A 22463-nucleotide genomic window follows, 5' to 3' on the forward strand; every position below is an offset into this window, starting at 1 on the left:
TTCAAGCATCATTTGAAAGGACTCATATGAATCGCTCATTGTTGATTTTGATGGCAGCGAGTCTAACAGCTCAGTTCTCCTTCGCTGCAAAACCATCTTCTGAAATCCCCGAAAAACGTGAATTCCCCGTAAATACTTCGATCAATCCTTGTGACAATTTCGAAGGCTACGTGTGCTCAAACGTGAAGGAATCTTTCAAGCTTCGTGCGGATCGCAGCTATCATGATTTCGCGTTCAGCGACTCTGCTGAAAGACTTTTGGAAACAAAAAAGAAATTCATGGCGGACTTGCCTAAGGCAAAAGATTTGAATGAGCGCACTCAACAACTTCGCAATTTCTATATGTCGTGCATGGATCCCAAATCCCGCGCGAAGGCAGAAAAAGACGAAGTTAAGCGCGTGCAAAAATCTTTGCAGGGTATCGAATCCTGGGAAGACCTAGTTACGTATCTGAACCAGCAACAATCCAAAGGTGGACAATTCTCCCTGGCGAATATGTGGAGCTATCCTGATCCAGACGATTCAAACAAATTGAACGTGGGTCTGTTTGGTAACTTGATGGGTCTTCCGGATCAAAAATACTATGATCAACCGGAATTGATGAAGGACTATCAGAAACTTTTAACAGCATTCTTTAAAAATGTCGATCCCAAAGGCAAAGACGGAAAAGCCGAAGACCGCGCCAAAGCTGTGATTGAAGTGGAAAAAGACTTCGCGAAAGTTTATCCAACTCCAGCGAAGCGTCGTGAACGTTTTTCTGAAAGACACGTCAGCACTCAAGACGAAGTTGTAAAAAAATATCCCAACCTGAAATTGGATATTCTGTTCAAGAAAGCACCGAAAACAGCTTTGGTTTCTGTGCCACTATTTGAAGGAACTGACTTTGTAAATACGGAAATTGCCAAGCGTCCTTTGGCTGTTTGGAAAGACGTCGCATTAAGAAAGTCCGTATATCAATATCTGGATGATGGTTACACAAAGTTCTATGAACAGCGTTTCGCCTTTAACAAAAAGTACTTCGGTGGACCGGAAACTCGCCCGGTACGCCAAGAGCGTTGTACTGAAGAAATCATGGGTAATTTTGATAAAGAACTTGATGCTGCTTTGATCGAAAAACTATTCCCGAATTTCGATGAAGCCAAGGTTCAGGAAATCGGAACGAAAATCCGTTCAAGCATCCTGGAAGGATTGGAAAATAACAAATGGCTTTCTAAAGACGCCAAGAAAGAAGCGATTAAAAAGATCAAAACAGCTCGCTTGCAATTGGTGAAACCACACAACGATCGCGAATGGGATTTCACTCCCCTGCGCCATTATTCCCAAACAGATATGATGGTGAATGATCGTCTTTTGGCCGAAGCCAACTACAGCAAAATGTTGCACGAGCTGACTGAACCCAACAATAAAGACGCTTGGGGCATGGGACCATTGACCGTCAATGCGTATTATAGCCCAACGGAAAACAAATTCGTTTTGCCGATCGGTATTTTGCAGTATCCGTTCTACAACAAAGACGGCAGCATCACAGAAAACCTGGGTGCGGTGGGTGCAGTGATCGGTCATGAATTGGGTCACGGCATTGACGACAAAGGCTCCAAATTTGACTCTGCTGGTGCCTTGAAAGAATGGATGAAAGATAAGGACCTGGAAGAGTTCTCCAAACGCGGCGAGCGCATGGTTGATCAATTTAATAAAATTGATCACGACGGAAAACTGACATTGGGTGAAAACGTGGCGGATTTGGTTGGATTGACGTTCGCTTATAATGCCGCTTTCCCGGGAAATAAAGGCAGCCTGGAAGACAAAAAGACTTTCTTTACCGCTTATGGACGCTTGTGGTGTACAGTCGCTCGCCCTGACTTTGAGAAACTTCAAAGAAAAACGGACCCGCACTCTTCAGGAATTGCTCGCATTAATGAGCAGGTAAAACATCAGGCCGGGTTTGCAGAAGCTTTCCAATGCAAACCAGGCGATAAAATGACCCTACCTGAGTCTGATAGAGTTAAAATCTGGTAAACTGTACGCACACCGGCTACCGCCCCTTGTCGAGGAAAACTTCAGAATTCCTCATATGTCAGGGGGCATCCCTTGAAGGTATCTAGCTTCGCTGTTATTGTAATACTCTTGGCTCCAGGAGGGCTTTTACGATGACAGTGAAGGTTTACGATTTCACATCAAAAACAGACAATCCTAATTTTGAAGATGTTCACGACATTGCTCCACAGGAACTTCATCAAAACATGTCCAAAGTAAAAATGATCGATGTTCGTCAGCCTGATGAATACACTGGCGAGCTTGGCCACGTCCCAGGTTCCCAGTTGTTAGTGCTCGACACTCTTCCAGATCATTTGGAAGACCTTCCGAAAGACCAAACAATTGTGTTCATCTGTCGCAGCGGAGCCCGCTCAGCTCGCGCCACTGCTTTTGCGAAGATGAATGGATTCACACACGTATTTAATATGCTAGGCGGAATGCTTCATTGGAATGAATTGCAACTGCCTGTTGAAAGATAAGAATTATGCCAGGAAAAGTATTTGTTAACAGAACATTGAATCTTAAAAAGATTCGCTACATCGGTGTTGATATGGACCATACGTTGGTTCGTTATAACTCCGAAAACTTCGAACGACTTTCTCATACTACGATGATCGATAAATTGGTTAAACGTGGTTACCCCGAAACTCTTCGCAAGCTGACGTTTGATTATAACTTCGCGATCCGCGGACTTGTGATCGACCGTAAGATGGGAAATCTTTTGAAATTGAACCGCTACACGGCGATCCGTGCAAGCTACCATGGTTTGAAACCACTTGATTTCAAAACTCATCAAAAACTTTATAAATCGACTTACATCGATCTTTCGAACACGGACTATTTGGCTGTCGATACATCGTTCTCCATTTCATTGGCGAACCTTATTGGCCAGATCGTCGAATTGAAAGACACCGACACAGCCAACAAATATCCAGAATATGTTCAGATTGCTGACGACGTTTTGGATGCTTTGGATGAGGCTCACCGTGATGGCTCATTGAAAGATGAAGTTAAAAAGAACTTGGATCATTACATCATTAAAGATCCCGGATTGGTTGCGGGCCTGGAAAAGTTCCGTCGTCACGGGAAAAAAATCTTTGTTCTTACGAACTCTGATTTCCATTACACGAAATTGCTTTTGGACTATGCGGTTCAACCGTTCCTGAAAGATTTCAAATCATGGCAGGATCTTTTTGAAGTCACGATTACTTTCGCTTCCAAGCCTAAGTTCTTCTATGAAAATCAAAAATATCTGCGCGTGAACCCAGCTGACGGCTCCATGACAAACATGGAAGGCAAGCTGACTCCAGGCATTTACCAAGGTGGTAATGCTAAGAAGTTCACAGCGGACCTTGATTTGAACGGTGATGATATCCTTTACATCGGTGACCATATCTATGGCGACATCCTTCGTTTGAAAAAGGATTGTAACTGGAGAACAGCGATGGTGATCGAAGAGCTGGATTCTGAAGTCGAAAAGAACCGACAAGCGGAGCCAATCAACGCCGAAATCGAGACCTTGATGAAAAAGAAAGAGCCGTTTGAAGACGAGTTGACTGAAATCATGACTCGTAAAATTGAAAAAGCGGCTGACGTGAACGAAGCCCAAATCGAAACTCTGCAAAAAAGTATTTCAGAGATCGATGGCCAGATTAGTTCTCACATCAAAAAACAACAGGCGCTGTACAATGCGAACTGGGGTCAATTGATGAGAGCTGGTAACGAGGAAAGCTATTTCGCTTACCAGTTGGATCGTTACGCTTGCGTATATATGGAAAAATTGGCGGATCTTTTGGAGCTGTCTCCAAGAACTTACTTCCGCGCACCACGCAGACCACTAGCCCACGAGATTTACTAATATGAATAAGACCAACGCACTTTGGATTTTAGGTTTGATTGTTGTAGCGGCCGTTGCTTTTAGCCTGGGAAAACGTTCTGTGCATTGCCACACGGCTCCAGCGATCGATGCAGCAGCCTGTGGAGCTCCGGCGAATACGTTCCCAACGAATTTACCCCCTCCTCCGCCACCGACTGAACCAAACAGTTCACATCAGTAGAAAATAAAAAAACCGGGTTCTAGGACCCGGTTTTTTTATTCTGTGTTTCTGATTTTTTATTTAATGATCGTCAGCTCTTTAAGTTTCGCTTTGATGTCAGAGACCTTTGCGTTTCGACCGTTTAGTATCATGTAGTCAGCTGCCTTTTCGATATTTTCCATGTCTGTCTTATCCAAAAGGGCTTTACGTCTTTTCTCGTTTACGTCCTGTTGCCTTTTCACGCATTCTGGAAGTTGCGGCTGGTCCGTTTCTTCTTTGCACTTATCGACTGGTGAACCCTTGCGTTTACCACCATCGGAAACAATAGAGGCCACCGTGTCGTCTTTAGATGCGCCTTCTGATTCTTCGTCAGATTCTGATTGTGCCGCGATCTTGTTAGCTTCAGCTTGGTCGTCGTCCTGAATATCCTGGCTCATAGCTTCAACCAACTCATCCGACAATGATGCGGTTGCAAGTTGAGCTTGGGCTGAATAAGCAGCCAACTGACCTTTGGTTTCCAGGCGCAAGACGGTCATGATGAATCTCATCAAAATGCCACCTTTTTGCTCCGTTAAATACGATTCGTAAGTCGATTTATCGATTTGCAGTTTCGTCGGAGAAATCCAAGCCAACACCAAAGTGGATTTGTCGTTCGGATCCTTGGAAGCTTTCACTTGAGGAATAAAGAATACATCAGCTGGTGCTGTTTTATTATAAAGGGAAAGAACTGACCACTTTCTGGAAGTAATGGTCTTAACAAAACCGATGGAATCGTCGCCATTGACCTTTAAATTTGAAACAACTGGATCGATATAGTTGCGATAGGCATCGTCATCTTGGAAGTTGAAGTCTTCTTCCTTGATAGCGCTTTGCTCAGCGATGCGTTTGGCTTCTTTTGCAGTCTTGCCATTCATGCTGCCTTTGGCAACGCGAACGCCTGATTTCGAGTGTCCAGTGTCTAAACACCCTGCCGTAAATTGTAAGCAAATTAAGGCCCCGATTACGGGTAAAGCCAATCTCTTCATTATAAGCTCCCAGTTTTTCTATACACCCAGGAGCTTACAATCTCTATGCCCGCCTTATTGCTTTTTAGGGAGCAGGAACTGGCGGTGGATTGTTACCATCGAATAGTGGATAAAGAACGTTCACAGTGTTATTACGCTGAGTAACGACACACTCTTGAGAGATGATTCTGTAGCGCTCGATGGGGAAATGATAGCCGCGCTCGACCCAACCCCAACCAGTCCAATCAACATAACGACGGTATCCTGTGCCCACTCTTTCTGTCACAGAGCGTGTCTCAAAATGATACGTCAAAAGAGGGAAGCGAATTTTAACCACGCCGTCTTTTTCCATTTTCATCTCTGCTTTTTCATCAAAGACGCAACCATATAAACCATCCACGCTGCGCACGCGACCTTTCACAGTCTCGCCGACTTGCACTTCGTGATTTTTTGGCATTTTGAACTCAAAGAACCAGTTCACTTGAGCACCGTTTGCGTAAAAGCTTGTGGTGTTCATCGTCACAGAGCCATCGAACTCGATCAAGTCCGCCTCAGCCGTACGACTTTTATTTTCGTAAGTGCCTTCGAAAATATTTCCTGCCTGAGAAACTCCCGGCAATACCAACATCATCGCTACAATCCATTTATTCACGAAGACTCCCTAGTTTCGGTTAAATAAAATAATATAATCTTTAGGACCCGTTTGCTCCATCATCGTGGAGTACTTGTTGGCCTCAAGTTTCTTGCGATAGGTTCTGCGAGCGACATTGCGAACAGCACAAGAAAACTTGCTTGTTCCTGCCGGGTCCACTTCACCACTGTCGATACACTTGGGCTCAAAAGCCGCTTCCTGAGCGCGTGTCACCGGAAAGGTGCTGACGCTCAAACTGGTCACGTCCAATTTATAATCTGTCTTAAGTTTCGCAACAGGATTCGCATCGATCAGCTGCGAAGCATAAATATTAGGTACAACCACGGCAACCCGAAGTCCCTCGGCGCGGGCTTTATTGATCCCCTCCACTAAGCGCTGCATTTCTTCCTTCATTGCAATGTAAATAGCCGGGCGGAAAAGCTCTACGTAAGGGAGCATCGGCTCAACGATCACGACCTCGTATTTGGAACCTGCTTCTTGATTGCTGTCGATGAATCCCTTCACCAATTCCATCTCTTCAATTTTGTTAGGAGTAACCCCCAGGATCACAACTGGAGCCGCTTTTATCTCTTCACGCAGACGCTCAAAGACCAGCTTCCCCATCTCTTCAGGGGTGGAAACATGAGTAAATTCGATCTTGGGAGTTGTTTCAGGCCCCACAGAAAAATTCATGGAAAAATAAAGACCTACAGCGATGATTAAAACGGCGCCAATCCAATACAAGTGCTTCATAGGACTATCGACCTATCACCGCTGACCCATCATGGCAAGGCTCGTTGTAATCTGTTAAAATTGTGCTAAGTTGCGAACATTACAGCGGACTTGATCCTAATAAGACAGGTACCTAAAAAATTATGGCGACGAATACGAATTTACCAATTTCTTATCTTATTATTGGCTCTGGCCGCGTCGCCCGCCATATTGCTCACTATTTTCATCTGTCAAATATCAACTTTCAAAGTTGGGATCGCTCCCAAGACCCTCATGCTTTGCGCGTTAAGATTGCTGCAGCCACTCACGTTTTGTTAGCAATCAGCGACAGCGCTTTGCAGGGCTTTTATCGCCAACATCTGATGGGGCATGATGAGAAAGTCGTGGTGCATTTTTCTGGCGCCCATTCCTTTAATGGAATGATTGCGGCCCACCCATTAATGACGTTCGGAAATGATCTTTACGAACTGGAATTTTACCGGAAAATCCATTTCACCTTAACCGGAGCCTCCAGCCTGGACGAGGCCTTGCCAGGTCTCACGAATTCCTATTCCTGGCTCCCTTCCGCACAAAAGGCGCTTTATCATACACAGTGTGTGATGGGTGGAAATTTTGTGACTTTGTTGATTGCCAGAATGCTTTCCGGCTTTGCAACGATGAAGGTTCCCGCAGAAGCAGCTCACCTGTACGTGCAAAAAGTTGTGGATAACACTTTTGCAAATCCTGAGACCGCACTGACGGGCCCGCTTGTTCGCAAAGATGCGGAAACAGTGGCGGCGAACCTTAAAGCCCTGGAAAACGATCCGGCTCTGAATATCTACAAAGCATTTCTTGAAACCTATTGGCCTGATTACCCGCGAAAGTGAGGCCCAGCTATGAAATCAATTCTCGACTTCCAGGAAAAGAAAAATAAAAAACAAAAGATCTCCATGATCACTTGTTATGATTATACTTTTGCTTCGATCGTAGCTGAGAGCGATATCGATTGTATTCTGATTGGTGATTCTCTGGCGAATACCATGCACGGCTTTTCTACAACTCTTCCGGCGACTGTAGAAATGATGGCCCTGCATACGGCGGCAGTCGCTCGTGGTGCTGGTACTAAAAAATTCATCACAGCTGACTTTCCCTTCATGGCGAACCGTAAAGGTTTAACCTCGACAATGACGGCAGCTGAGAAAATCATGCAAGCTGGCGCTCATGCTTTGAAATTAGAAGGTGGCGACGAGTACACGTATAAAATCGTACGTCATCTTGTGGACTCTGGTGTGCCGATTATGGGTCACTTGGGTTTAACGCCTCAATCCGTAAATCAATTGGGCGGCTTTAAAGTTCAAGGCCGGGACGACAAGGCTCAGGCAAAAATCCGCGAGCAAGCTTTGCGCCTGCAAGATGCTGGAGCATTTTGTGTTGTGCTTGAATGTGTTCCGTCTAAATTAGCGACCGAAATCACCGAGTCTTTAGATATTCCAACAATTGGTATTGGCGCGGGTCCAGATACAGATGGCCAGGTTTTGGTTCTGCAAGACATGCTGGGCATGAATCCAGGATTCAAACCGAAATTCGTTAAAACTTATTTCAATGGCTTTGAAGCTTTGAAAAATGCTTTCAATACTTACCACTCTGAAGTGGAAGCGGTCGATTTCCCGACCGAGAAAGAGAGCTATTCCTGATGATTCAAGTTCTGCGCACTCCCGCTGAGTTTAAAGCGTGGAGAAAAAATAAAAAAGGCAGCGTTGGTTTCGTACCAACAATGGGTGCTTTGCACTCTGGCCATGAAGAGCTGATGAAAAATGCCCGTCGTGAAAATGATGTGGTGGTGCTTTCTATCTTCGTGAATCCAACCCAGTTCAATGATCCAAAAGATTTCGAAAAATATCCACTGACTTGGGGTCAGGATTTAACAATCGCTGAAAATAATAAAGTCGATGCGATCTTTTACCCGCGCTATCCAGATATGTATCCTGATGAGTACCGTTATAAGGTCGCCGAGAACAGCTATTCCAAACTTTTGGATGGAGCTCACCGTCCGGGACACTTTGATGGCGTGCTTTCAGTCGTGATGAAACTATTCAATATTGTTGCTCCGAACAAGGCCTATTTTGGCGAAAAAGATTTCCAGCAACTGACTTTGATCAAAGGCATGGTTGACGCGTTCTTTATGGATGTCGAAATCGTTCCTGTGGCAACAGTTCGCGATAGTGATGGATTGGCAAAAAGTTCGCGCAACTTGCTGCTGAGTGCGCAGGATCGCGAAAAAGCGCCGACTATATATAAAACTATCACCACGGCAAAATCGGCTGATGAGGCGGCGAAAGCTTTAACCGCAGCAGGTTTTGATGTGGATTATGTGACAGATGTTCACGGACGCCGCTTTGTAGCGGCTCGTTTGGGCTCTGTAAGGTTGATTGATAATGTCCAAATCTAAAGTTCTCTTTATGATGACTGGCTCCATCGCTTGCTACAAAGCCTGTCAGGTGGTTTCGCGTCTGGTGCAAGCCGGTTGTGAGGTTCAAGTTGTGATGACTCCTGCAGCTTTAAAGTTCGTTGGCAATGCCACGCTTGAAGGACTGACAGGAAAGCCTGTTGTCAGTGACATGTACTCGCAAGGCAATGTGATGGATCACATCCATCTGATGCGCTGGGCGGATTTGATATTGGTGGCACCTGCCACGGCAAACTTTATCAATAAGGCAGCTCAAGGCATTGGTGACGACCTGGTATCCACTCTGTTCCTGGCTCATGATTTTAAAAAGCCTTTCTTGATTGCACCTGCGATGAATACTTCTATGTACCTTCATCCGGTGACACAAAAGTCTCTGCAAACTTTGAAATCCTATGGGATAGAAATTCTGGATTCTGCTTCAGGCATTCTTGCTTGCGGTGAAGAAGGTTACGGTAAACTTTTAGATCCTGATGAGATTTTGAAAATTACTTTGGCTCACCTGCCCAGGAAAGCTCCAGAGGCCGAGAACACAGAACAAGCTTTGGCTCCCCGTTCATCCGAACTTTCCAAAGTGAAAGTTCTAGTGACGGCCGGCGGCACGCAAGAACCCATCGACACAGTTCGCACCATTACCAATCTAAGTTCTGGTCGCACGGGAATTTCTTTGGCGGAGTACTTAAGCCAAATGGGTTTTGATGTGACGTTGATTCAAGCCCACGGTACGGCGAAGGCTGAGCACGTAAATCACCGTGATTACTTCACAAGCTTTGCGAGCCTAGATTCTCAACTTAAAAAATATTTGTCAGAGGATGAATACACCCATGTCATTCATGCCGCTGCCGTCAGCGACTATTCTGTGGATTCCATCGAAGTCGATGGCAAAAACTATCGCCCACTGGAAGTAAAAAAAGTCAGCTCGGATGCTGAAGGAATGAATATTCACCTTAAGCGCAATCACAAGATCGTGGATCGCCTGAAAGAATATTCTAAAAACAAGGACGTGAAAGTTGTGGCATTTAAACTGACCAGCCACGCGACACTGGAACAAAAGAAAGCCGCTGTGGATAAGCTCTTCAAAGCTTCCCACGCTGATTTCGTTGTTCACAATGATTTGACAGATATTGATATTGTAAATCGCACTCACAAGTTCACCCTGTACAACCATCAAAGCTTTATTGCCTGTGAGAACCTGGATCAGCTGACAAGTGAGTTGATTCGCGTGATGCTACCAAAGGATAACCTATGATTTTATGTCTTGATGTGGGTAACACCCAAATCTTTGCAGGACTCTTTGATAAGGACAAAATGGTGATGTCTTTCCGTAAGAACTCTAAAAGCGGAGCTTCTTCGGATGAAACGGGCATCTTCTTGCGCACGGCTATTCGTGAAAACGGTTACGACCCCGCACAAGTAAAACAAATTGCGATCTGCTCGGTAGTGCCAGAAGTGATTTATTCTCTGCGTGGTGCCTGCATGAAATACTTCAATATCAATCCCTTCATCCTGCAAGCAGGAGTTAAAACGGGTTTACGCGTGAAGTATCGAAACCCTTTGGAAGTGGGCGCCGATCGTATCGCAAATTCCATCGCAGGAACACACCTGTATCCGAATAAGAACCTGATCATCGTGGATCTGGGCACGGCGACAACATTCTGTGCTGTTTCTAAAGAGAAAGATTACTTAGGTGGCTCCATCGTGTCGGGCCTTCGTCTGTGCATGGAGGCTTTGGAAAGTAAGACAGCCAAGTTGCCATCGGTTGAAATCGTTCCCATGCACGAGGCTTTAGGTCGCACCACAATTGAAAGTATTCAATCTGGTTTGTACTACGGTCACTTGGGCACGATGAAGGAAATCATTGGTCGCATCACACGTGAATGTTTTCAGGATGAAAAGCCTTTCGTTATCGGCACAGGTGGGTTCTCTTCCTTATTTGAAAAAGAAAAAGTTTTCGACGTTATTATCCCTGACTTAGTTTTAAAAGGAATGCTGATCGCACTTCAGCATAATGCTTAGAGGTTATTATGAATGTATCACTACTTAGAACCAAAATTCACAGAGCCACAGTTACAGAATCAGATCTAAACTATGAAGGTTCGATCAGCATCTGCCCGGATCTGATCAAAGCCTCTGGTTTATTGATGAACGAACGCGTGGATATCTATAACTGCAATAACGGCGCACGCTTCTCCACTTACGTAATCTTAGGCGACAAAGGCGACATCTGCCTAAACGGCGCAGCTGCTCGCCACGTTCAAAAAGGTGATCTGGTGATCATCTGCTCTTACTGCGGTCTTTCCATGGAAGAAGCTAAAAAATTCGAACCAACAGTAGTCTTCGTGGACGAAAAAAACCGCGTAAAAGAAAAACGCGCCGAATCCCACAAAAACAATAAAAAGAAAAACAAGTAAAAGGTCGCGCCAGTCCCGGGCTCTCACCCGGGATTTTTCATTTCTTACCTAGAATTGTCGAAAATGGCGATGATGTCGTACCTTCAGATGCAAAATACTGGCAAGAAAATTGAATTTCACCATATCTCACAATCATTCTTAAATTACTTTTACAAATTGGATTATCTGCAAAGATCACCGTCGATACGACAGTTTCATCCCTTCCTTTATCAGTAGCCTTTGATCTTAAAATCTGCACAACAGTTTTTCGACCATTTGTTTCTTCACCGCAGTTATTTGGCTCTGTGATGACAAACTTCAAACGCAAAACCGAGTTGTAATCTTCCTGGAAGTATATAGACCCTTCCATGGGATTTCCCCCCACACTGGTTTCATAGGTCATCAAATTTTCATCTTGGAAAAGACGTGATCCTGCTATTTGCGCGCCAAATTGTCCCGTTCCATTTGAAGCGTCACATGCAAACAGGTCTCGGATACCAAACTGTGAACCAATTTTCCCTTTACGCTTCGCCACGCTGACCAGAGAGGTTGCAACCGCATCCAAAAGATCCCTGCCTGATTTAAAAGGACCGATCTTTTCGTTATCCGTTACTGCTCTACCCTCAAACAGCACCTTATGTTCAAATTCATGAGTTATCAGGAATAAAACTTGGACCGGAGCCATGGTACGCATTGAATCCCTATGAAATTCAATCGCTCCCTCGGGGCCTAAGCTCGTTCTAGCAGCCACCGACATTGCTTTGCCATCGGGTCCTTGAACATATAATGGCTCCTCTCGTAAAACAAAGTCAGTCGGTTTATCTCCACTACTTAGCGTCAGAATCTGATGTCCCACTTTAAAAAAGAAATCACGACAGAACTGAACCTGCTCCACAGACAACCTGTTTGATTGACAGAACTTCTCTTTTTCCTCGGGCTGGTTCAAAACAAATTTCATTGTCGCGTTCATAGATTCCCGAGTCGCGCGTAAAAATTCAAAAACAGGATCTCCACCATTTCCTACAACAGTACCAGATGCATGCCCCTGCTGAACATGCACCAGCAAAATGGCCACGATCAGACAAATTGACTTAAGAATTTGATTCTTCATGAATCGCCCCAATTGGAGTTAGATGAATTGCCACTTGAACTAACGAGTCCTTACCTTGCGGATTATTCTCGATAAACTCCAACAACTGCTGTTGAAAGGAGTCGACCAGGCCCCGCAGTTCATCCATTTTGTTTTTATCGACCGAAACCAACACTGTAGCGGACTTGCGTCGATGCGATGGCAATACCGAAATTCCCCGATGAGCAATATCGAGTGCTTTTTTATGAAAAGACCGGATATTTTCATTGGGAATTTCATTCGTCGTTGCCACAGCACTTTCCTCAGGAACAATTTTTCCTTCAGGAGTTCGTCGCCAGAAGCCTTCTCGAATCAAAAAGTCTACAGACTTTTGAATTCTCTCCGGACTTACAATACCTGAAAGCATTCTGTGCAAATTTTTAGGATCCGAAGAAAAACCCTTCAAATTCACCAAATCCTTCACATAGGGATTAACCCAGTCGGAAAGAATATGGTTCTTTGCAATACGCTTAACAGGAATTTTCTCTTCTGTAGAATTCGAAACTACCTTCAGAACATTTCCCAATAATTGCTTATCGAGATAATCTTGTTCAATTTTGGTAAGTTTAAAAACTACACACAAAGCTGGCAGATTATCACGAGTCACTTGGCGGTGCCCGTTGATGATCTGAGAAACCAGAGTCTGCGACAAGCCACTCACCCGTTGAGTGCGTTGACGTAAACTGAAAGATCCGGTTTTCTTATAGTATTCAAAAAGAGCCCGAAGGAACTTCGCTGGTTCCCCATAGTCAAAGACCACGGGGCGCACGAGTTCCACAGTTTGGTTTTGGGATCTCACTTATAAGTTCCCAAGAACTTACAGCTGATATCGACGTTAAGAAGAGGTTGCCCCGTAACGTCGTCAGTAATTTCCATGCTTGCGGGACCCATTTCGTCGTCATTAAATACCGGGGTTTTTCCATTCACAGAAGTTTTCTTCCAACGTGTCACCGGATCCGAACTAAATGGATCATTACTTTGCATGCAAGCCACTTGGCCATCATCGTAACATGGCTGAATCGGCCCACCGTCATTTTTATGTTTACAGTAGCCGCCCGCCACGCCCATGCATGTGAACTGACGTGCTTCAATCCCTGTAGCTCCTGGGATTTCCCGAGACGCGTGGGAATAGTAAAAATTCAAATTGGCAAAGGCAGTACCATGCTTAGCATCGATTTTAATTTTCATTTGTGTCTGACCCATAGTTTCATCGAAGGGTTTTGTCGTCCCGCCTGATGAAGGAAGGCGCACAACAGAAAGCTCTTGAGACTGAGTACTCTCCGTGCCACTTAAACGATCTTTAATTTTTGCAGTACATGTGAATTTATCCGCGACAACGGCGTGAGAAGTGCTCGCGCCAAGAATAAGTAAAGAAGCTAATACTAGGTGTTTCATTTGATGTCCTTCCAAATTGTTTAATTCAAAAACGATTTCGACGTCGATGAAGAAACTATTGCAGGATATTCTTGCGTAGCCAAGAGGGGCTGGTCATCAAAATGATTGCATATGTAATCACCGCGGCAATGACGTACAAAGGGATATTGACATAGAATTAGTCGATGGATTCGACTTCGATACCGGCGTTCAATAGCATTTCGGCAAGGACGCCGTTACCTTCGATGGTTTTTCCGCTGTAGGTGCCGTCATAGATGCGGCCGCAGCCACACATGGGGGATTTGGATTTTAACATGGCTTCTTTCACGCCGAATTTCAGCGCGATTTCCAAGGCTTTTTGAGCGCCGCACTTGTACTCAGCCGTCACATCTTTGCCGTTTTTATCGATCACCTTGTCACCGATACGTTCAGCCGGTGTGCGGGGCGTGGAAAGCCCTCCCATTTCCTCCGGACAAACGGCGATAGTCATCCCTTCCTCATGGAGGACGGTGACTTCTTCGCGCAGCTGATGCTTTCCATCATAGCGGCACGGTTTTCCGATTAGGCAGGCTGAAACTAGGATCTTTCCTTCGCTCATAAGGCGACAGTTATAGCACATCCTCCCATAAAAGAGGCCCACCATGCACATACTGCAGGATCGTCTAAAGTTTGGACAAAGTAAGTCCGTACCTTTAGAATACCGGCCCATGGGTATTACGTTATTGCAGTTACAGGATGGGCATAAGGCTTACGGGCCTAAGGTTCTTTTTGATCAAGCGACTTTCGCGATCAATGAAGGCGAGCACGTGGGTGTTATTGGCCCCAATGGTGCGGGTAAAACCACTCTTTTTAAAATCCTGGTTGACCAAGAACACTTGGATGAAGGCATTGTGACCAAGTCTCAGCAATTGCGCTTAGGCTACCTGGAACAAGAATCTGACTGGAATATCTCTGAAAAAGTCGAAGAATACCTGGATAAGAACTGCATCACTCCCCTTTGGGAGTTAAAGCAATTCGGTATCAAGCTGGGTCTGACGGAAAGACATTTTCAATCCCATTTGAAGGAACTCAGCGGCGGCTTCCGCATGCGTGTGAAGCTTTTGTATCTGATCGGTCAAGAGCCGAACTTGTTATTGCTGGATGAACCCACGAACTTTTTGGATCTGGAAACTTTGTTAGTTCTGGAAAGCTTTCTGCAAGAATACAAGGGTGCCTTTCTGTTGATCTCGCATGATCGCGAATTCCTTCGTCGCGTTACTGATCACATCTTGGAAGTTGAAGCCGGCGACATCGTAAAATTTGCTGGAAACTTAGACGACTATTTCGAACAAAAAGCGATGTTGGCTGAATTACTACAGAAGCAGGCCATGAGCCAAGCTGCCAAGAAAAAATCCATCATGGACTTCGTCACACGTTTCGGTGCGAAAGCCACCAAAGCCCGTCAGGCCCAATCTCGCCTGAAAGCTTTGGAAAAAATGGAGACTATCGAAATCAAAGCGGCCCCGACCCACTCCCACATTCACATCCCACCTGCGAGTGCGACAGGAAAGGTGATTCTGGAAATCGAGAACGCTGATTGTGGATATGGCGACAAAGTTATTTTGAAAAACGTAAACCTGCGCCTGGAGCGCGGCAATCACTTGGGTATCGTGGGACTGAACGGTGCTGGCAAATCCACTTTGCTAAAATCTTTGGGCGAGCAGATTCCGCTGGTGAAAGGTTCCATCAAATGGGGCCATCAAGTTAGTTTGTCATACTTTGCCCAGCATACGCCCGAGGCTTTAAATCCCGAACACACCGTGATCGAAGCGATGGCGACGTTGGCTCACAAAGACGTGATCCAACAAGACATCCTAAATATCGCGGGAAGCTTGTTGTTCAGCGGCGATGCGATTCATAAAAAAGTAAAAGTCCTTTCCGGTGGTGAAAAGTCACGGGTAGCTTTAGGACAAATTCTTTTGCAAAAATCTCCGTTGTTGCTTCTGGACGAGCCAACGAATCACTTGGACTTCGATACCGTTGAAGCCTTAACGGGAGCTTTGGAAAAATACGAAGGCACGATCGTCACCGTCAGCCATGATCGTGGTTTTATCGGACGTGTTGCAAACAAGATCCTGGAAGTAAATCACGGGCTGCTTACACTTTATCCGGGCACTTATGACGAATATGTGTGGAGTCTTCAAAAGGGCTTCCTGTCTGAGCGAGTATTTAATGATGAAGCGACTCGCAAGCCGACATCCGGACAAACTTCGGATGAAGCGCCCAAATTTAACTACAAAGAAGAACGTAAACGCATTGAAGGCCTGATCAAGAAGGCACTGAAATTGATAGAGGATTCCGACAAACGGATCACCAGCCTGTCATTAAAACGAGACAGCTTGAACGAATCCCTTATTTCAGGCGCAGCGACGAACAGTGCTGCCACCGCCAAAGAACTGCACGAGATCAGTGGTCAAATTGAAGACCTTGAAAATCAAATGTTGCAGGCCATGGAAGATCAACATCAATACGAACAAGAATTAAAGAACCTCATAGGATAAATATGAAAAAACTCATTGCTATCGCTTTTGTTTCCTCAATGTTTGTCGGCTGCGCCAGCCAACTTAAAAAAGACTGTGAATCTACGAACTGGTTTAAATACGGCGAAGAAGTCGCCTTGCGTGGGGACTGGCTGTCTTCCGACGCGAAACTTCTGGCGTGCCGCAAAGAAGAGGCAGAAATCAGCGAATCTCAAGCAGACCTTGGGTTTAAAAGCGGCCGTCAAAAATATTGCACGGGAACTAACTCTTACCTAGTTGGCAAATCTGGTGATGCTTTTTCCAAAGATCTTTGCGATACGCCGGCATTGAAATCGATTGTTTCTGATTACAACAAGGGGTTGCGCGACTATTGCTCTAAAGCAAACGGATTCAATGCGGGTTCTTCCGGCAAGAAGTATAAAAATCTTTGCCCTGCGGATCTTGAAGCAGGTTTTTTGCCAGAATATAAAAAAGGCCGCTTGAAATACGTGGAAGCGCAAATCAAAAACTTGGAAAACCGTCAGCGTGACTTGCAATTGGCGATTGCCAACAAAAACACTCAAGTTGTAACGGCACAAATGAACTTTATGTCGATGCAGAATCGTCGCAACGCTTTAGAAAGCCAAAAGTCCTTTGCACAATCCACAAACAATCTGGCAGACGTCGGTCGATTGACTAACGAGATCCAAAATGCTGATTGGGATGTGAGTCGCGCCAGACAAGAGGTCGACAGAGCCAATGCCGAGAAAAGAAATTTGGAAGCAGAGATTGATCAAACCGCAAAAACCATCGCCGAATACCGCACAGAGATGGCAGGCCTGTAAGCCCTAACACGCCGCACCCCCAAAAGGTACGGCGTACCTTTTTAGAATCTGAACCATTCTATTGCATCGACATATGCTTTTGGTTGGTAAGCATTCGCTGTCTGACTAAAGCGAACCTCCTGCCAGCCTAGGCTCTTAAAGGATGGATTATCCACGTCACGTTTCTTGATAAAATCTTGAACATTTAATACCGATGCTAATTCATCACGCTTCATCAACAGCGATGGCAGATGGAATTGTACGAAGGACATACCTTTGTTCTCTAAGGCAAATCCCTCAGCGCCGGATTTCAAATACTCTCGGTATTTGATTTCGACTTTCGGATCACAGTGCTCAACCACCAATAACTTTTCGGTGCTGTCCGAGTAATCCATCACATAACTGAAACTGTAACCACCGCACTTTTCAACAATCGTGCGATTGGCTTTGATTTGACCAAACGTCTTAATCGGAATCGGGAACTTGGAAGGAAGCATCCATAAGTTATCTTGATCACGAAGTGCGATCTGTGTTTGCGGTTGTTCCTTGGCAATTTTCAACAATTCCTGAAATGCCTTGGTATCCGCGGAAAGTTTTTGGTTACTAACGTAAAGAACATCAAAGCTTGCTTCCGCAAAGGCCTTTTCATATCCATGACTGCGCAGCTCATTTGCGAAATTCGCCGCAAACAGACGATACGTGTTTGAAGTCTTAGTCAAATCAGCCGAAGCCACGTACTGATTGAAGTTCTTTAAGACCGCCGTTGCACGCGTCAAAGTTGATGCGGTTGCATCTCCAGCTACAGAAAGAACCGGATTGTATTCACCACGAATAATCAAACCCATCTTACGCGAAAACTGATAACGCTCCCCCACAGATAATGATTTATAAGCCTTCACCCAGCTATTCAAAAGAAGCGGACGAAGACTCATCTCCAAGACTTCAGGTGCAATCGAAGACAGATTCTTCCCGGAAGCGCAGATCTCATAGTCCTCGGATTGCTTCCATGGAGAATCACAATAAGCCTCAGGTGACTTGATCACATAGGGCCACTTCACCGGAAGAATCGCTGTCTTCACATGCGTGGCTGGGTCCCCGATATCCAAGTCACCAGCCAGCAGATAGACCAAGAAATCAGTCGCGACTTCTTCCATCAACTCTTGCTGCACGAACAGGGTTTCGTTTCTTTCGCGGTACCAGATTTTAGCTAATGCTTTTTCCAGATGTCCTGGAGCTTCAACAAGGTTTTGACCCATATAAATTACATGTCCCTTAATACGGAACATATTCGGGTGATCAGCCAGAATCACCAGCTGCACCTTTTGATAGAACGGTTCAATGCTTTCTAAAAGCCTTTCCGTCGCACCAATGCGCAGGTTTAGATCCCTGAGGTTTTCCCCAAAGTAAGTGCTATAGCGGGTCGCCTTATTAACTGCGCAACGATAAACCAAATCCTCTTGTCGCCCCGAGGTTCTGTCAATTTTCTCGACAACCTTGGAATCGATACAAAGCGGCCTTTGGTTCATCTGCAGAACAACCAGGCTAAGTATGCCAAAACAGGCAAAAGAAATATAAGTGAGCCAACGTGACAACATATCACAGGCTAGGATTGCAAAAGGCAGACCTCCCTAGTTTGAATATTTTCTAGAAATACCGGGTCATGGGAGACCACCAATAAAGGCCCTTGATAGCCCAATAAAACCTCTTCCAAAACCTCAAGGCTTTGCAGATCCAAGTTATTCGTCGGCTCATCGAGCACCAGCAATTCCGGGACTGAATCCGCTAGGAAGACTTTCGCCAAACACAGTTTAAGTTTTTCTCCACCGCTCAGGCTTTGCACCTTTTGATGAACTCGGTCCCCCAAAAATTGAAAAGCGGCAAGCTCATTACGAATCCACTCGGCACCTTTGCCACTCACATCCATGATCGATTCAAGAACCGTCTGTTCAGAATTCAAGATGCTGTACTCCTGATCAATTAAGCTGCAACGTAAAGATCCCATCCTCAGCTCCCCCCGTATTTCACCAGTGGGCTTCTGACCTTTGCTTAAAAGCAACTGGATCAACGTGGTCTTTCCTGCGCCATTTTTCCCCGTAAAGGCCCAACGTTCTGGTCCTTTCATATGCAGATTTAGATTTTCCGGCCACAGCCAACTGTCACTTCCCGCAAAGCGAAAATTAAAATTCGCCAGAGTAAAAATCAATTTCTCCGCTGGAACCAGAGTGCCTATTTCTTTTAACCGAAGAGCTGTCTGACTCCGCACACTGGAAAAATGTGCTTGAAAATCTGCACTGGCATTCTCCGCCCTTTGTGATTCGTTGCTATTTATGGCTCCCAAGGTCACTTGAGCCGCCCTTTTTCTGGCACCTAAAAGGATCTTCGGCATTCCACCTTTTTCACCCTGAAACTGACCGCGCCGCATGCGCTTTTCTTGGGATTGAACCTTACTGTGAAGCTCTTTCTCCGTTTTCTTTTTTTCGCGACGCAATTGATTCAAAGTCGACTGTTCTTGTTCAATCTCTTGAGCTCTTTGCTCGTGATAAAATGAATACGAACCACCATAAGCGCGCATGCCTTGATTCGACATTTCCAGAATAGAGTCCATTTCTTCCAAAAGTTCGCGATCATGGCTAATCACCAAAAGATTCCCCTCAAAACCTTGGAGAAATTCTATTATTCGGCGTTTGGCTTCACGATCCAAATTATTGGTTGGCTCATCCAGTATCAAAAGTCCCGAATTGGTGGCCAAGGCTTTGGCAATTCGCACCCGAGTCCACTCGCCACCACTTAACTGCTGAAGCTCGCGATCAAAAGGGATATCGCCCAAAAGACTTTCCTGAGTGACGGCATCAAGCTGTGCGGAATCCCAGATTTCCACCAGGAATTCCCCCACTGTTTGCACAGGACGCTCTTCGATTTGTCGCAAGTAAGTAACAGGATGACTCGCATGGATCTCCCCTTCCGTCGCTGGGATTTCCCCCGACAGAATTTTTGCCAATGTTGATTTACCAATACCATTGGGACCCACAAGGCCGTAACGACCGATCCCCACGGTAAAACTTAAGGATGTGAATAAGCGCAGGCCATTGCTGAACTCAAAGCCGACGTGATGAGCCGTCAGCTGAAATATTTGATTTTGCATATATGAATATCCGTCAATGAACCTGAACGGTTCTAAATGGAGTTATTAAAAAAGGAATTAAGACGGATTTATTTTCTCATAGACGCCAAGGTATGCACCTTGGCCAAAGCAGTATAGCAAAGGCCTCTGCGATATGCTAGTATCTGCGCCATGAAAAAGCTTTTGATCATCCAACACGAATTGGATGGGCCTCCAGGTACCACCTTGGACTGGGCGTCTCAAAATAACTACGCCATTGAACTCTGGTCCCCTTATCTGGGCGAGCCAGCTCCGACTCGTTTGAACTATGATGGGGCTGTGATCTGCGGTGGCAGCATGGACACCTTCGAGGAAGAAAAGTTCCCGTGGTTGCGCGATGAAAAGAAGCTGATTCGTGATTTAATCGATAACAATGTGAAGATCTTTGGGCTGTGCCTGGGCTCTCAATTGATCGCTGATATCATGGGCGGCAATGTCCACATCCATGAACCAGGCTGGGAAATTGGTTTCGTCCCTGTTGAAACAACCGACGGCGAAACGATTCAGGCTTTTCACTGGCATCACTGCACATTTGATTTACCACCAGGAGCAGAGCTCTTTGCCACGAACAGCTTCTGCAAAAATCAGGGTTATAAAATCGGCAAGAACATCGTTGCCACTCAATTCCATCCGGAAACAACAGAGGATTGGATCAGAGAGTGCGCAGATGAGGTGGGGTCCTCCTACCAAGGTATCGTACAAAATCGTGCGGAGATGCTGGCTGCGCTTCCTTTACAGAAGCCCCTTAAAGAATGGTATTTCCGTCAACTTGATAAGCTATTCAATTCTTAATTTCAAATTCAACAAATAAAAAAGGCCTGGAATAACCAGGCCTTTTTTATTTTAGATTATTATCAGATTACATAAAGATGCGTTCACAACGTAGCATGTAGTTACGTTGTTTTCCTTGCTCTACCAGCTTAAAGAATTTTTGTCCCGCCGGAAGAACAAGGGAATAACCTTTATTGCGGTACATTCCGCGAACAGACGGCTTACTGTTATTCACAAGGTGTATACCAGTTTCTCTGTGGAATTCTTTTTCAAACTCATTAAAGAAGTCTACACCCCATTGATTATATACCGTCTCTGGCAACCACGACGGCGCCGTGTTCCCGTGAAGAATACCCACACCGACGGATGCTCCACCTTTAATCAAGTTTGATTGCTCCCAAGCCTGCGTGATATCAGTTCTGCCAACTTTATCAAAGAACTCTTGAGTCAAATAAGTATCGCCGTAGTCACGAAGAACGATTTTTCCCGTTGGACGGGACTTCTCATCCAACTCAACCAGAAAGTTTTGAGAGTGAGGCGAGTCGTACGTCATTCCTGTCAAAGCAAAGAACTCTGCTAAGGCGCGAGCCAATGGTTTGTTGTAGTGTTCGTTCCAATAGCTTGCAGGATCGTTTGATCCGTTGAGCTTAGCCAGCTCACGGCCTTTTTGTTCATGCACGATCGAGAAACCTGGGACATAAGTTTTACCCGAGTTCGTCAAAGTGTCATAAGAGCGAATGATCATCCCCTGATCGATGACAACCTCACCTTTTGCATTGCGAGTCTCGATACCAAAGGCAACCGGCTCATCCAGCAAAATAATGTTTTCCAGTTTTGGTTGTGTTTTCAGCTGGTCATTCACAAAGTCTGTCATCATACGAATTTGCTTACCGTCGTCCCAGTCCTGATGTTTATCACGCCAGTGACCGCCAGTTTTATCAGTGGAACCTTTAAAGGAGAACTCAGCGTTCGTCACAGGATCGACGATGATATAGCTGCGAGACGCAGTCATATATCCTTTATAATAGACTTTTTTAATTGGAGTGATGCCATTGTCTTTCAGGAAGTTTGCAATTTCTTGCCACCACTTTGTATCTTCAGGATTAATAATCCAACGCAGATACTTCACGCCATTTTCTTCATGAATCAAAGAATCAACGAATTTCTCAGGAGCGCGTTCTGCGATATCAGCTTGAATCAAGCTTACGGGGATATCGTAGTGATAGACACTGACAGCTTGGTCACTGCGAGTGGTTACCGCATTGGCTTTGGTTTCCAATGTCACAAGTTGTTGCAACTCCTTACTGATCGCATGCGAGAAAGACGCAAGGACCATATTGGAAATAAGGGCAAAGCTAAGCGCGCGGTTAAACTTCATAACGTGCATCTCCTGCTAATAAATTTAAATTCGCAGGACATACTTCAATTAAAATACCAA

23 protein-coding genes are annotated in these 22463 nt (G+C 45.2%); 13 read left to right on the forward strand and 10 right to left on the reverse strand.

The window, feature by feature from the left end:
* Nucleotides 1-26 precede the first annotated feature (26 nt).
* From HW988_RS17290 to HW988_RS17305, 4 genes are all read left to right on the forward strand, one after another.
* Nucleotides 27-2015: a M13 family metallopeptidase gene (locus HW988_RS17290; protein ID WP_181605386.1), complete on the forward strand. Its 1989-nt coding sequence runs from the start codon at nucleotides 27-29 to the stop codon at nucleotides 2013-2015.
* A 131-nt stretch (nucleotides 2016-2146) separates the two neighbouring features.
* Nucleotides 2147-2512 (forward strand): rhodanese-like domain-containing protein, encoded by a 366-nt coding sequence (locus HW988_RS17295; RefSeq protein WP_181605387.1) that lies wholly within the window; start codon nucleotides 2147-2149, stop codon nucleotides 2510-2512.
* 5 nt (nucleotides 2513-2517) lie between these two features.
* Complete coding sequence (locus tag HW988_RS17300) at nucleotides 2518-3891, forward strand: HAD-IG family 5'-nucleotidase (RefSeq protein ID WP_142701696.1); 1374 nt, start codon at nucleotides 2518-2520, stop codon at nucleotides 3889-3891.
* A gap of 1 nt (nucleotide 3892) precedes the next feature.
* Nucleotides 3893-4090, forward strand: coding sequence for a hypothetical protein (locus tag HW988_RS17305; RefSeq protein ID WP_181605388.1), 198 nt, complete (start codon nucleotides 3893-3895; stop codon nucleotides 4088-4090).
* Nucleotides 4091-4146: 56 nt separating this feature from the next.
* On the opposite strand, the gene HW988_RS17310 is transcribed toward HW988_RS17305, so the two are convergent.
* The 3 genes from HW988_RS17310 to HW988_RS17320 form a co-directional block, all read right to left on the reverse strand.
* Nucleotides 4147-5094: a hypothetical protein gene (locus HW988_RS17310; RefSeq protein ID WP_181605389.1), complete on the reverse strand. Its 948-nt coding sequence runs from the start codon at nucleotides 5092-5094 to the stop codon at nucleotides 4147-4149.
* Between the two features lie 64 nt (nucleotides 5095-5158).
* On the reverse strand, nucleotides 5159-5725 hold the full coding sequence (locus HW988_RS17315) for a hypothetical protein (protein ID WP_181605390.1): 567 nt from the start codon (nucleotides 5723-5725) through the stop codon (nucleotides 5159-5161).
* Nucleotides 5726-5734: 9 nt separating this feature from the next.
* Nucleotides 5735-6457 (reverse strand): hypothetical protein, encoded by a 723-nt coding sequence (locus tag HW988_RS17320; protein WP_181605391.1) that lies wholly within the window; start codon nucleotides 6455-6457, stop codon nucleotides 5735-5737.
* A gap of 122 nt (nucleotides 6458-6579) precedes the next feature.
* Here HW988_RS17320 and HW988_RS17325 point away from each other — a divergent pair, with 122 nt between their 5' ends.
* The 6 genes from HW988_RS17325 to panD are packed head-to-tail and all read left to right on the forward strand — an operon-like array spanning nucleotide 6580 to nucleotide 11290.
* Nucleotides 6580-7302: a Rossmann-like and DUF2520 domain-containing protein gene (locus HW988_RS17325; RefSeq protein ID WP_181605392.1), complete on the forward strand. Its 723-nt coding sequence runs from the start codon at nucleotides 6580-6582 to the stop codon at nucleotides 7300-7302.
* A 9-nt stretch (nucleotides 7303-7311) separates the two neighbouring features.
* Nucleotides 7312-8109, forward strand: coding sequence for a 3-methyl-2-oxobutanoate hydroxymethyltransferase (panB, locus tag HW988_RS17330; protein WP_181605393.1), 798 nt, complete (start codon nucleotides 7312-7314; stop codon nucleotides 8107-8109).
* Complete coding sequence (gene panC / locus HW988_RS17335) at nucleotides 8109-8864, forward strand: pantoate--beta-alanine ligase (RefSeq protein WP_181605394.1); 756 nt, start codon at nucleotides 8109-8111, stop codon at nucleotides 8862-8864. The genes panB and panC overlap by 1 nt, the downstream gene beginning before the upstream one ends.
* Nucleotides 8851-10128, forward strand: coding sequence for a bifunctional phosphopantothenoylcysteine decarboxylase/phosphopantothenate--cysteine ligase CoaBC (gene coaBC / locus HW988_RS17340; protein WP_181605395.1), 1278 nt, complete (start codon nucleotides 8851-8853; stop codon nucleotides 10126-10128). The genes panC and coaBC overlap by 14 nt, the downstream gene beginning before the upstream one ends.
* On the forward strand, nucleotides 10125-10895 hold the full coding sequence (locus HW988_RS17345) for a type III pantothenate kinase (protein ID WP_181605396.1): 771 nt from the start codon (nucleotides 10125-10127) through the stop codon (nucleotides 10893-10895). The genes coaBC and HW988_RS17345 overlap by 4 nt, the downstream gene beginning before the upstream one ends.
* A gap of 8 nt (nucleotides 10896-10903) precedes the next feature.
* Nucleotides 10904-11290: an aspartate 1-decarboxylase gene (gene panD / locus HW988_RS17350; protein ID WP_181605397.1), complete on the forward strand. Its 387-nt coding sequence runs from the start codon at nucleotides 10904-10906 to the stop codon at nucleotides 11288-11290.
* A 37-nt stretch (nucleotides 11291-11327) separates the two neighbouring features.
* Here the strand turns inward: panD and HW988_RS17355 are convergent, their stop codons facing one another.
* The 4 genes from HW988_RS17355 to HW988_RS17370 form a co-directional block, all read right to left on the reverse strand.
* Entirely contained in the window at nucleotides 11328-12380 is a 1053-nt protein-coding gene (locus HW988_RS17355; protein WP_181605398.1) for a hypothetical protein, read from the reverse strand.
* On the reverse strand, nucleotides 12361-13197 hold the full coding sequence (locus HW988_RS17360) for a DUF4423 domain-containing protein (RefSeq protein ID WP_142701708.1): 837 nt from the start codon (nucleotides 13195-13197) through the stop codon (nucleotides 12361-12363). The genes HW988_RS17355 and HW988_RS17360 overlap by 20 nt, the downstream gene beginning before the upstream one ends.
* Nucleotides 13194-13793 (reverse strand): hypothetical protein, encoded by a 600-nt coding sequence (locus HW988_RS17365; protein ID WP_181605399.1) that lies wholly within the window; start codon nucleotides 13791-13793, stop codon nucleotides 13194-13196. Before HW988_RS17365 ends, HW988_RS17360 begins: the two co-directional genes overlap by 4 nt.
* 157 nt (nucleotides 13794-13950) lie before the next feature.
* On the reverse strand, nucleotides 13951-14481 hold the full coding sequence (locus tag HW988_RS17370; protein ID WP_370468132.1) for a DUF523 domain-containing protein: 531 nt from the start codon (nucleotides 14479-14481) through the stop codon (nucleotides 13951-13953).
* On the opposite strand from HW988_RS17370, the gene abc-f reads away from it, so the two are divergent.
* Together abc-f and HW988_RS17380 are read left to right on the forward strand one after the other, a co-directional pair.
* Complete coding sequence (abc-f, locus tag HW988_RS17375) at nucleotides 14414-16312, forward strand: ribosomal protection-like ABC-F family protein (protein WP_255490099.1); 1899 nt, start codon at nucleotides 14414-14416, stop codon at nucleotides 16310-16312. The genes HW988_RS17370 and abc-f overlap by 68 nt on opposite strands.
* Nucleotides 16313-16314: 2 nt before the next feature.
* Nucleotides 16315-17115, forward strand: a complete 801-nt coding sequence (locus HW988_RS17380) for a DUF2799 domain-containing protein (protein WP_181605402.1) — start codon at nucleotides 16315-16317, stop codon at nucleotides 17113-17115.
* A 41-nt stretch (nucleotides 17116-17156) separates the two neighbouring features.
* Here HW988_RS17380 and HW988_RS17385 read toward each other — a convergent pair whose 3' ends face one another.
* Together HW988_RS17385 and HW988_RS17390 are read right to left on the reverse strand one after the other, a co-directional pair.
* Nucleotides 17157-18545 carry a hypothetical protein gene (locus tag HW988_RS17385; protein ID WP_255490100.1) on the reverse strand — a complete coding sequence of 463 codons (1389 nt, stop codon included), beginning with the start codon at nucleotides 18543-18545 and terminating at the stop codon, nucleotides 17157-17159.
* Between the two features lie 152 nt (nucleotides 18546-18697).
* Complete coding sequence (locus HW988_RS17390; RefSeq protein ID WP_181605404.1) at nucleotides 18698-20236, reverse strand: ABC-F family ATP-binding cassette domain-containing protein; 1539 nt, start codon at nucleotides 20234-20236, stop codon at nucleotides 18698-18700.
* Nucleotides 20237-20386: 150 nt separating this feature from the next.
* On the opposite strand from HW988_RS17390, the gene HW988_RS17395 reads away from it, so the two are divergent.
* Nucleotides 20387-21046 carry a type 1 glutamine amidotransferase gene (locus tag HW988_RS17395; RefSeq protein WP_181605405.1) on the forward strand — a complete coding sequence of 220 codons (660 nt, stop codon included), beginning with the start codon at nucleotides 20387-20389 and terminating at the stop codon, nucleotides 21044-21046.
* 67 nt (nucleotides 21047-21113) lie between these two features.
* Here HW988_RS17395 and HW988_RS17400 read toward each other — a convergent pair whose 3' ends face one another.
* A complete protein-coding gene (locus HW988_RS17400) occupies nucleotides 21114-22403 on the reverse strand; it encodes a hypothetical protein (protein ID WP_181605406.1) in 1290 nt (429 codons plus the stop codon).
* Nucleotides 22404-22463 lie beyond the last annotated feature (60 nt).

The sequence above is a fragment of the Bdellovibrio sp. KM01 genome (assembly GCF_013752535.1).
Classification (GTDB): domain Bacteria; phylum Bdellovibrionota; class Bdellovibrionia; order Bdellovibrionales; family Bdellovibrionaceae; genus Bdellovibrio.

Bases quoted from the DNA above. Each gene is read 5' to 3' on its own strand.
- HW988_RS17290 (WP_181605386.1), top strand. From the start codon at position 27: ATGAATCGCTCATTGTTGATTTTGATGGCAGCGAGTCTAACAGCTCAG.
- HW988_RS17295 (WP_181605387.1), top strand. From the start codon at position 2,147: ATGACAGTGAAGGTTTACGATTTCACATCAAAAACAGACAATCCTAAT.
- HW988_RS17300 (WP_142701696.1), top strand. From the start codon at position 2,518: ATGCCAGGAAAAGTATTTGTTAACAGAACATTGAATCTTAAAAAGATT.
- HW988_RS17305 (WP_181605388.1), top strand. From the start codon at position 3,893: ATGAATAAGACCAACGCACTTTGGATTTTAGGTTTGATTGTTGTAGCG.
- HW988_RS17310 (WP_181605389.1), bottom strand. From the start codon at position 5,094: ATGAAGAGATTGGCTTTACCCGTAATCGGGGCCTTAATTTGCTTACAA.
- HW988_RS17320 (WP_181605391.1), bottom strand. From the start codon at position 6,457: ATGAAGCACTTGTATTGGATTGGCGCCGTTTTAATCATCGCTGTAGGT.
- HW988_RS17325 (WP_181605392.1), top strand. From the start codon at position 6,580: ATGGCGACGAATACGAATTTACCAATTTCTTATCTTATTATTGGCTCT.
- panB (WP_181605393.1), top strand. From the start codon at position 7,312: ATGAAATCAATTCTCGACTTCCAGGAAAAGAAAAATAAAAAACAAAAG.
- panC (WP_181605394.1), top strand. From the start codon at position 8,109: ATGATTCAAGTTCTGCGCACTCCCGCTGAGTTTAAAGCGTGGAGAAAA.
- coaBC (WP_181605395.1), top strand. From the start codon at position 8,851: ATGTCCAAATCTAAAGTTCTCTTTATGATGACTGGCTCCATCGCTTGC.
- HW988_RS17345 (WP_181605396.1), top strand. From the start codon at position 10,125: ATGATTTTATGTCTTGATGTGGGTAACACCCAAATCTTTGCAGGACTC.
- panD (WP_181605397.1), top strand. From the start codon at position 10,904: ATGAATGTATCACTACTTAGAACCAAAATTCACAGAGCCACAGTTACA.
- HW988_RS17355 (WP_181605398.1), bottom strand. From the start codon at position 12,380: ATGAAGAATCAAATTCTTAAGTCAATTTGTCTGATCGTGGCCATTTTG.
- HW988_RS17365 (WP_181605399.1), bottom strand. From the start codon at position 13,793: ATGAAACACCTAGTATTAGCTTCTTTACTTATTCTTGGCGCGAGCACT.
- abc-f (WP_255490099.1), top strand. From the start codon at position 14,414: ATGCACATACTGCAGGATCGTCTAAAGTTTGGACAAAGTAAGTCCGTA.
- HW988_RS17370 (WP_370468132.1), bottom strand. From the start codon at position 14,481: ATGGGCCGGTATTCTAAAGGTACGGACTTACTTTGTCCAAACTTTAGA.
- HW988_RS17380 (WP_181605402.1), top strand. From the start codon at position 16,315: ATGAAAAAACTCATTGCTATCGCTTTTGTTTCCTCAATGTTTGTCGGC.
- HW988_RS17390 (WP_181605404.1), bottom strand. From the start codon at position 20,236: ATGCAAAATCAAATATTTCAGCTGACGGCTCATCACGTCGGCTTTGAG.
- HW988_RS17395 (WP_181605405.1), top strand. From the start codon at position 20,387: ATGAAAAAGCTTTTGATCATCCAACACGAATTGGATGGGCCTCCAGGT.
- HW988_RS17400 (WP_181605406.1), bottom strand. From the start codon at position 22,403: ATGAAGTTTAACCGCGCGCTTAGCTTTGCCCTTATTTCCAATATGGTC.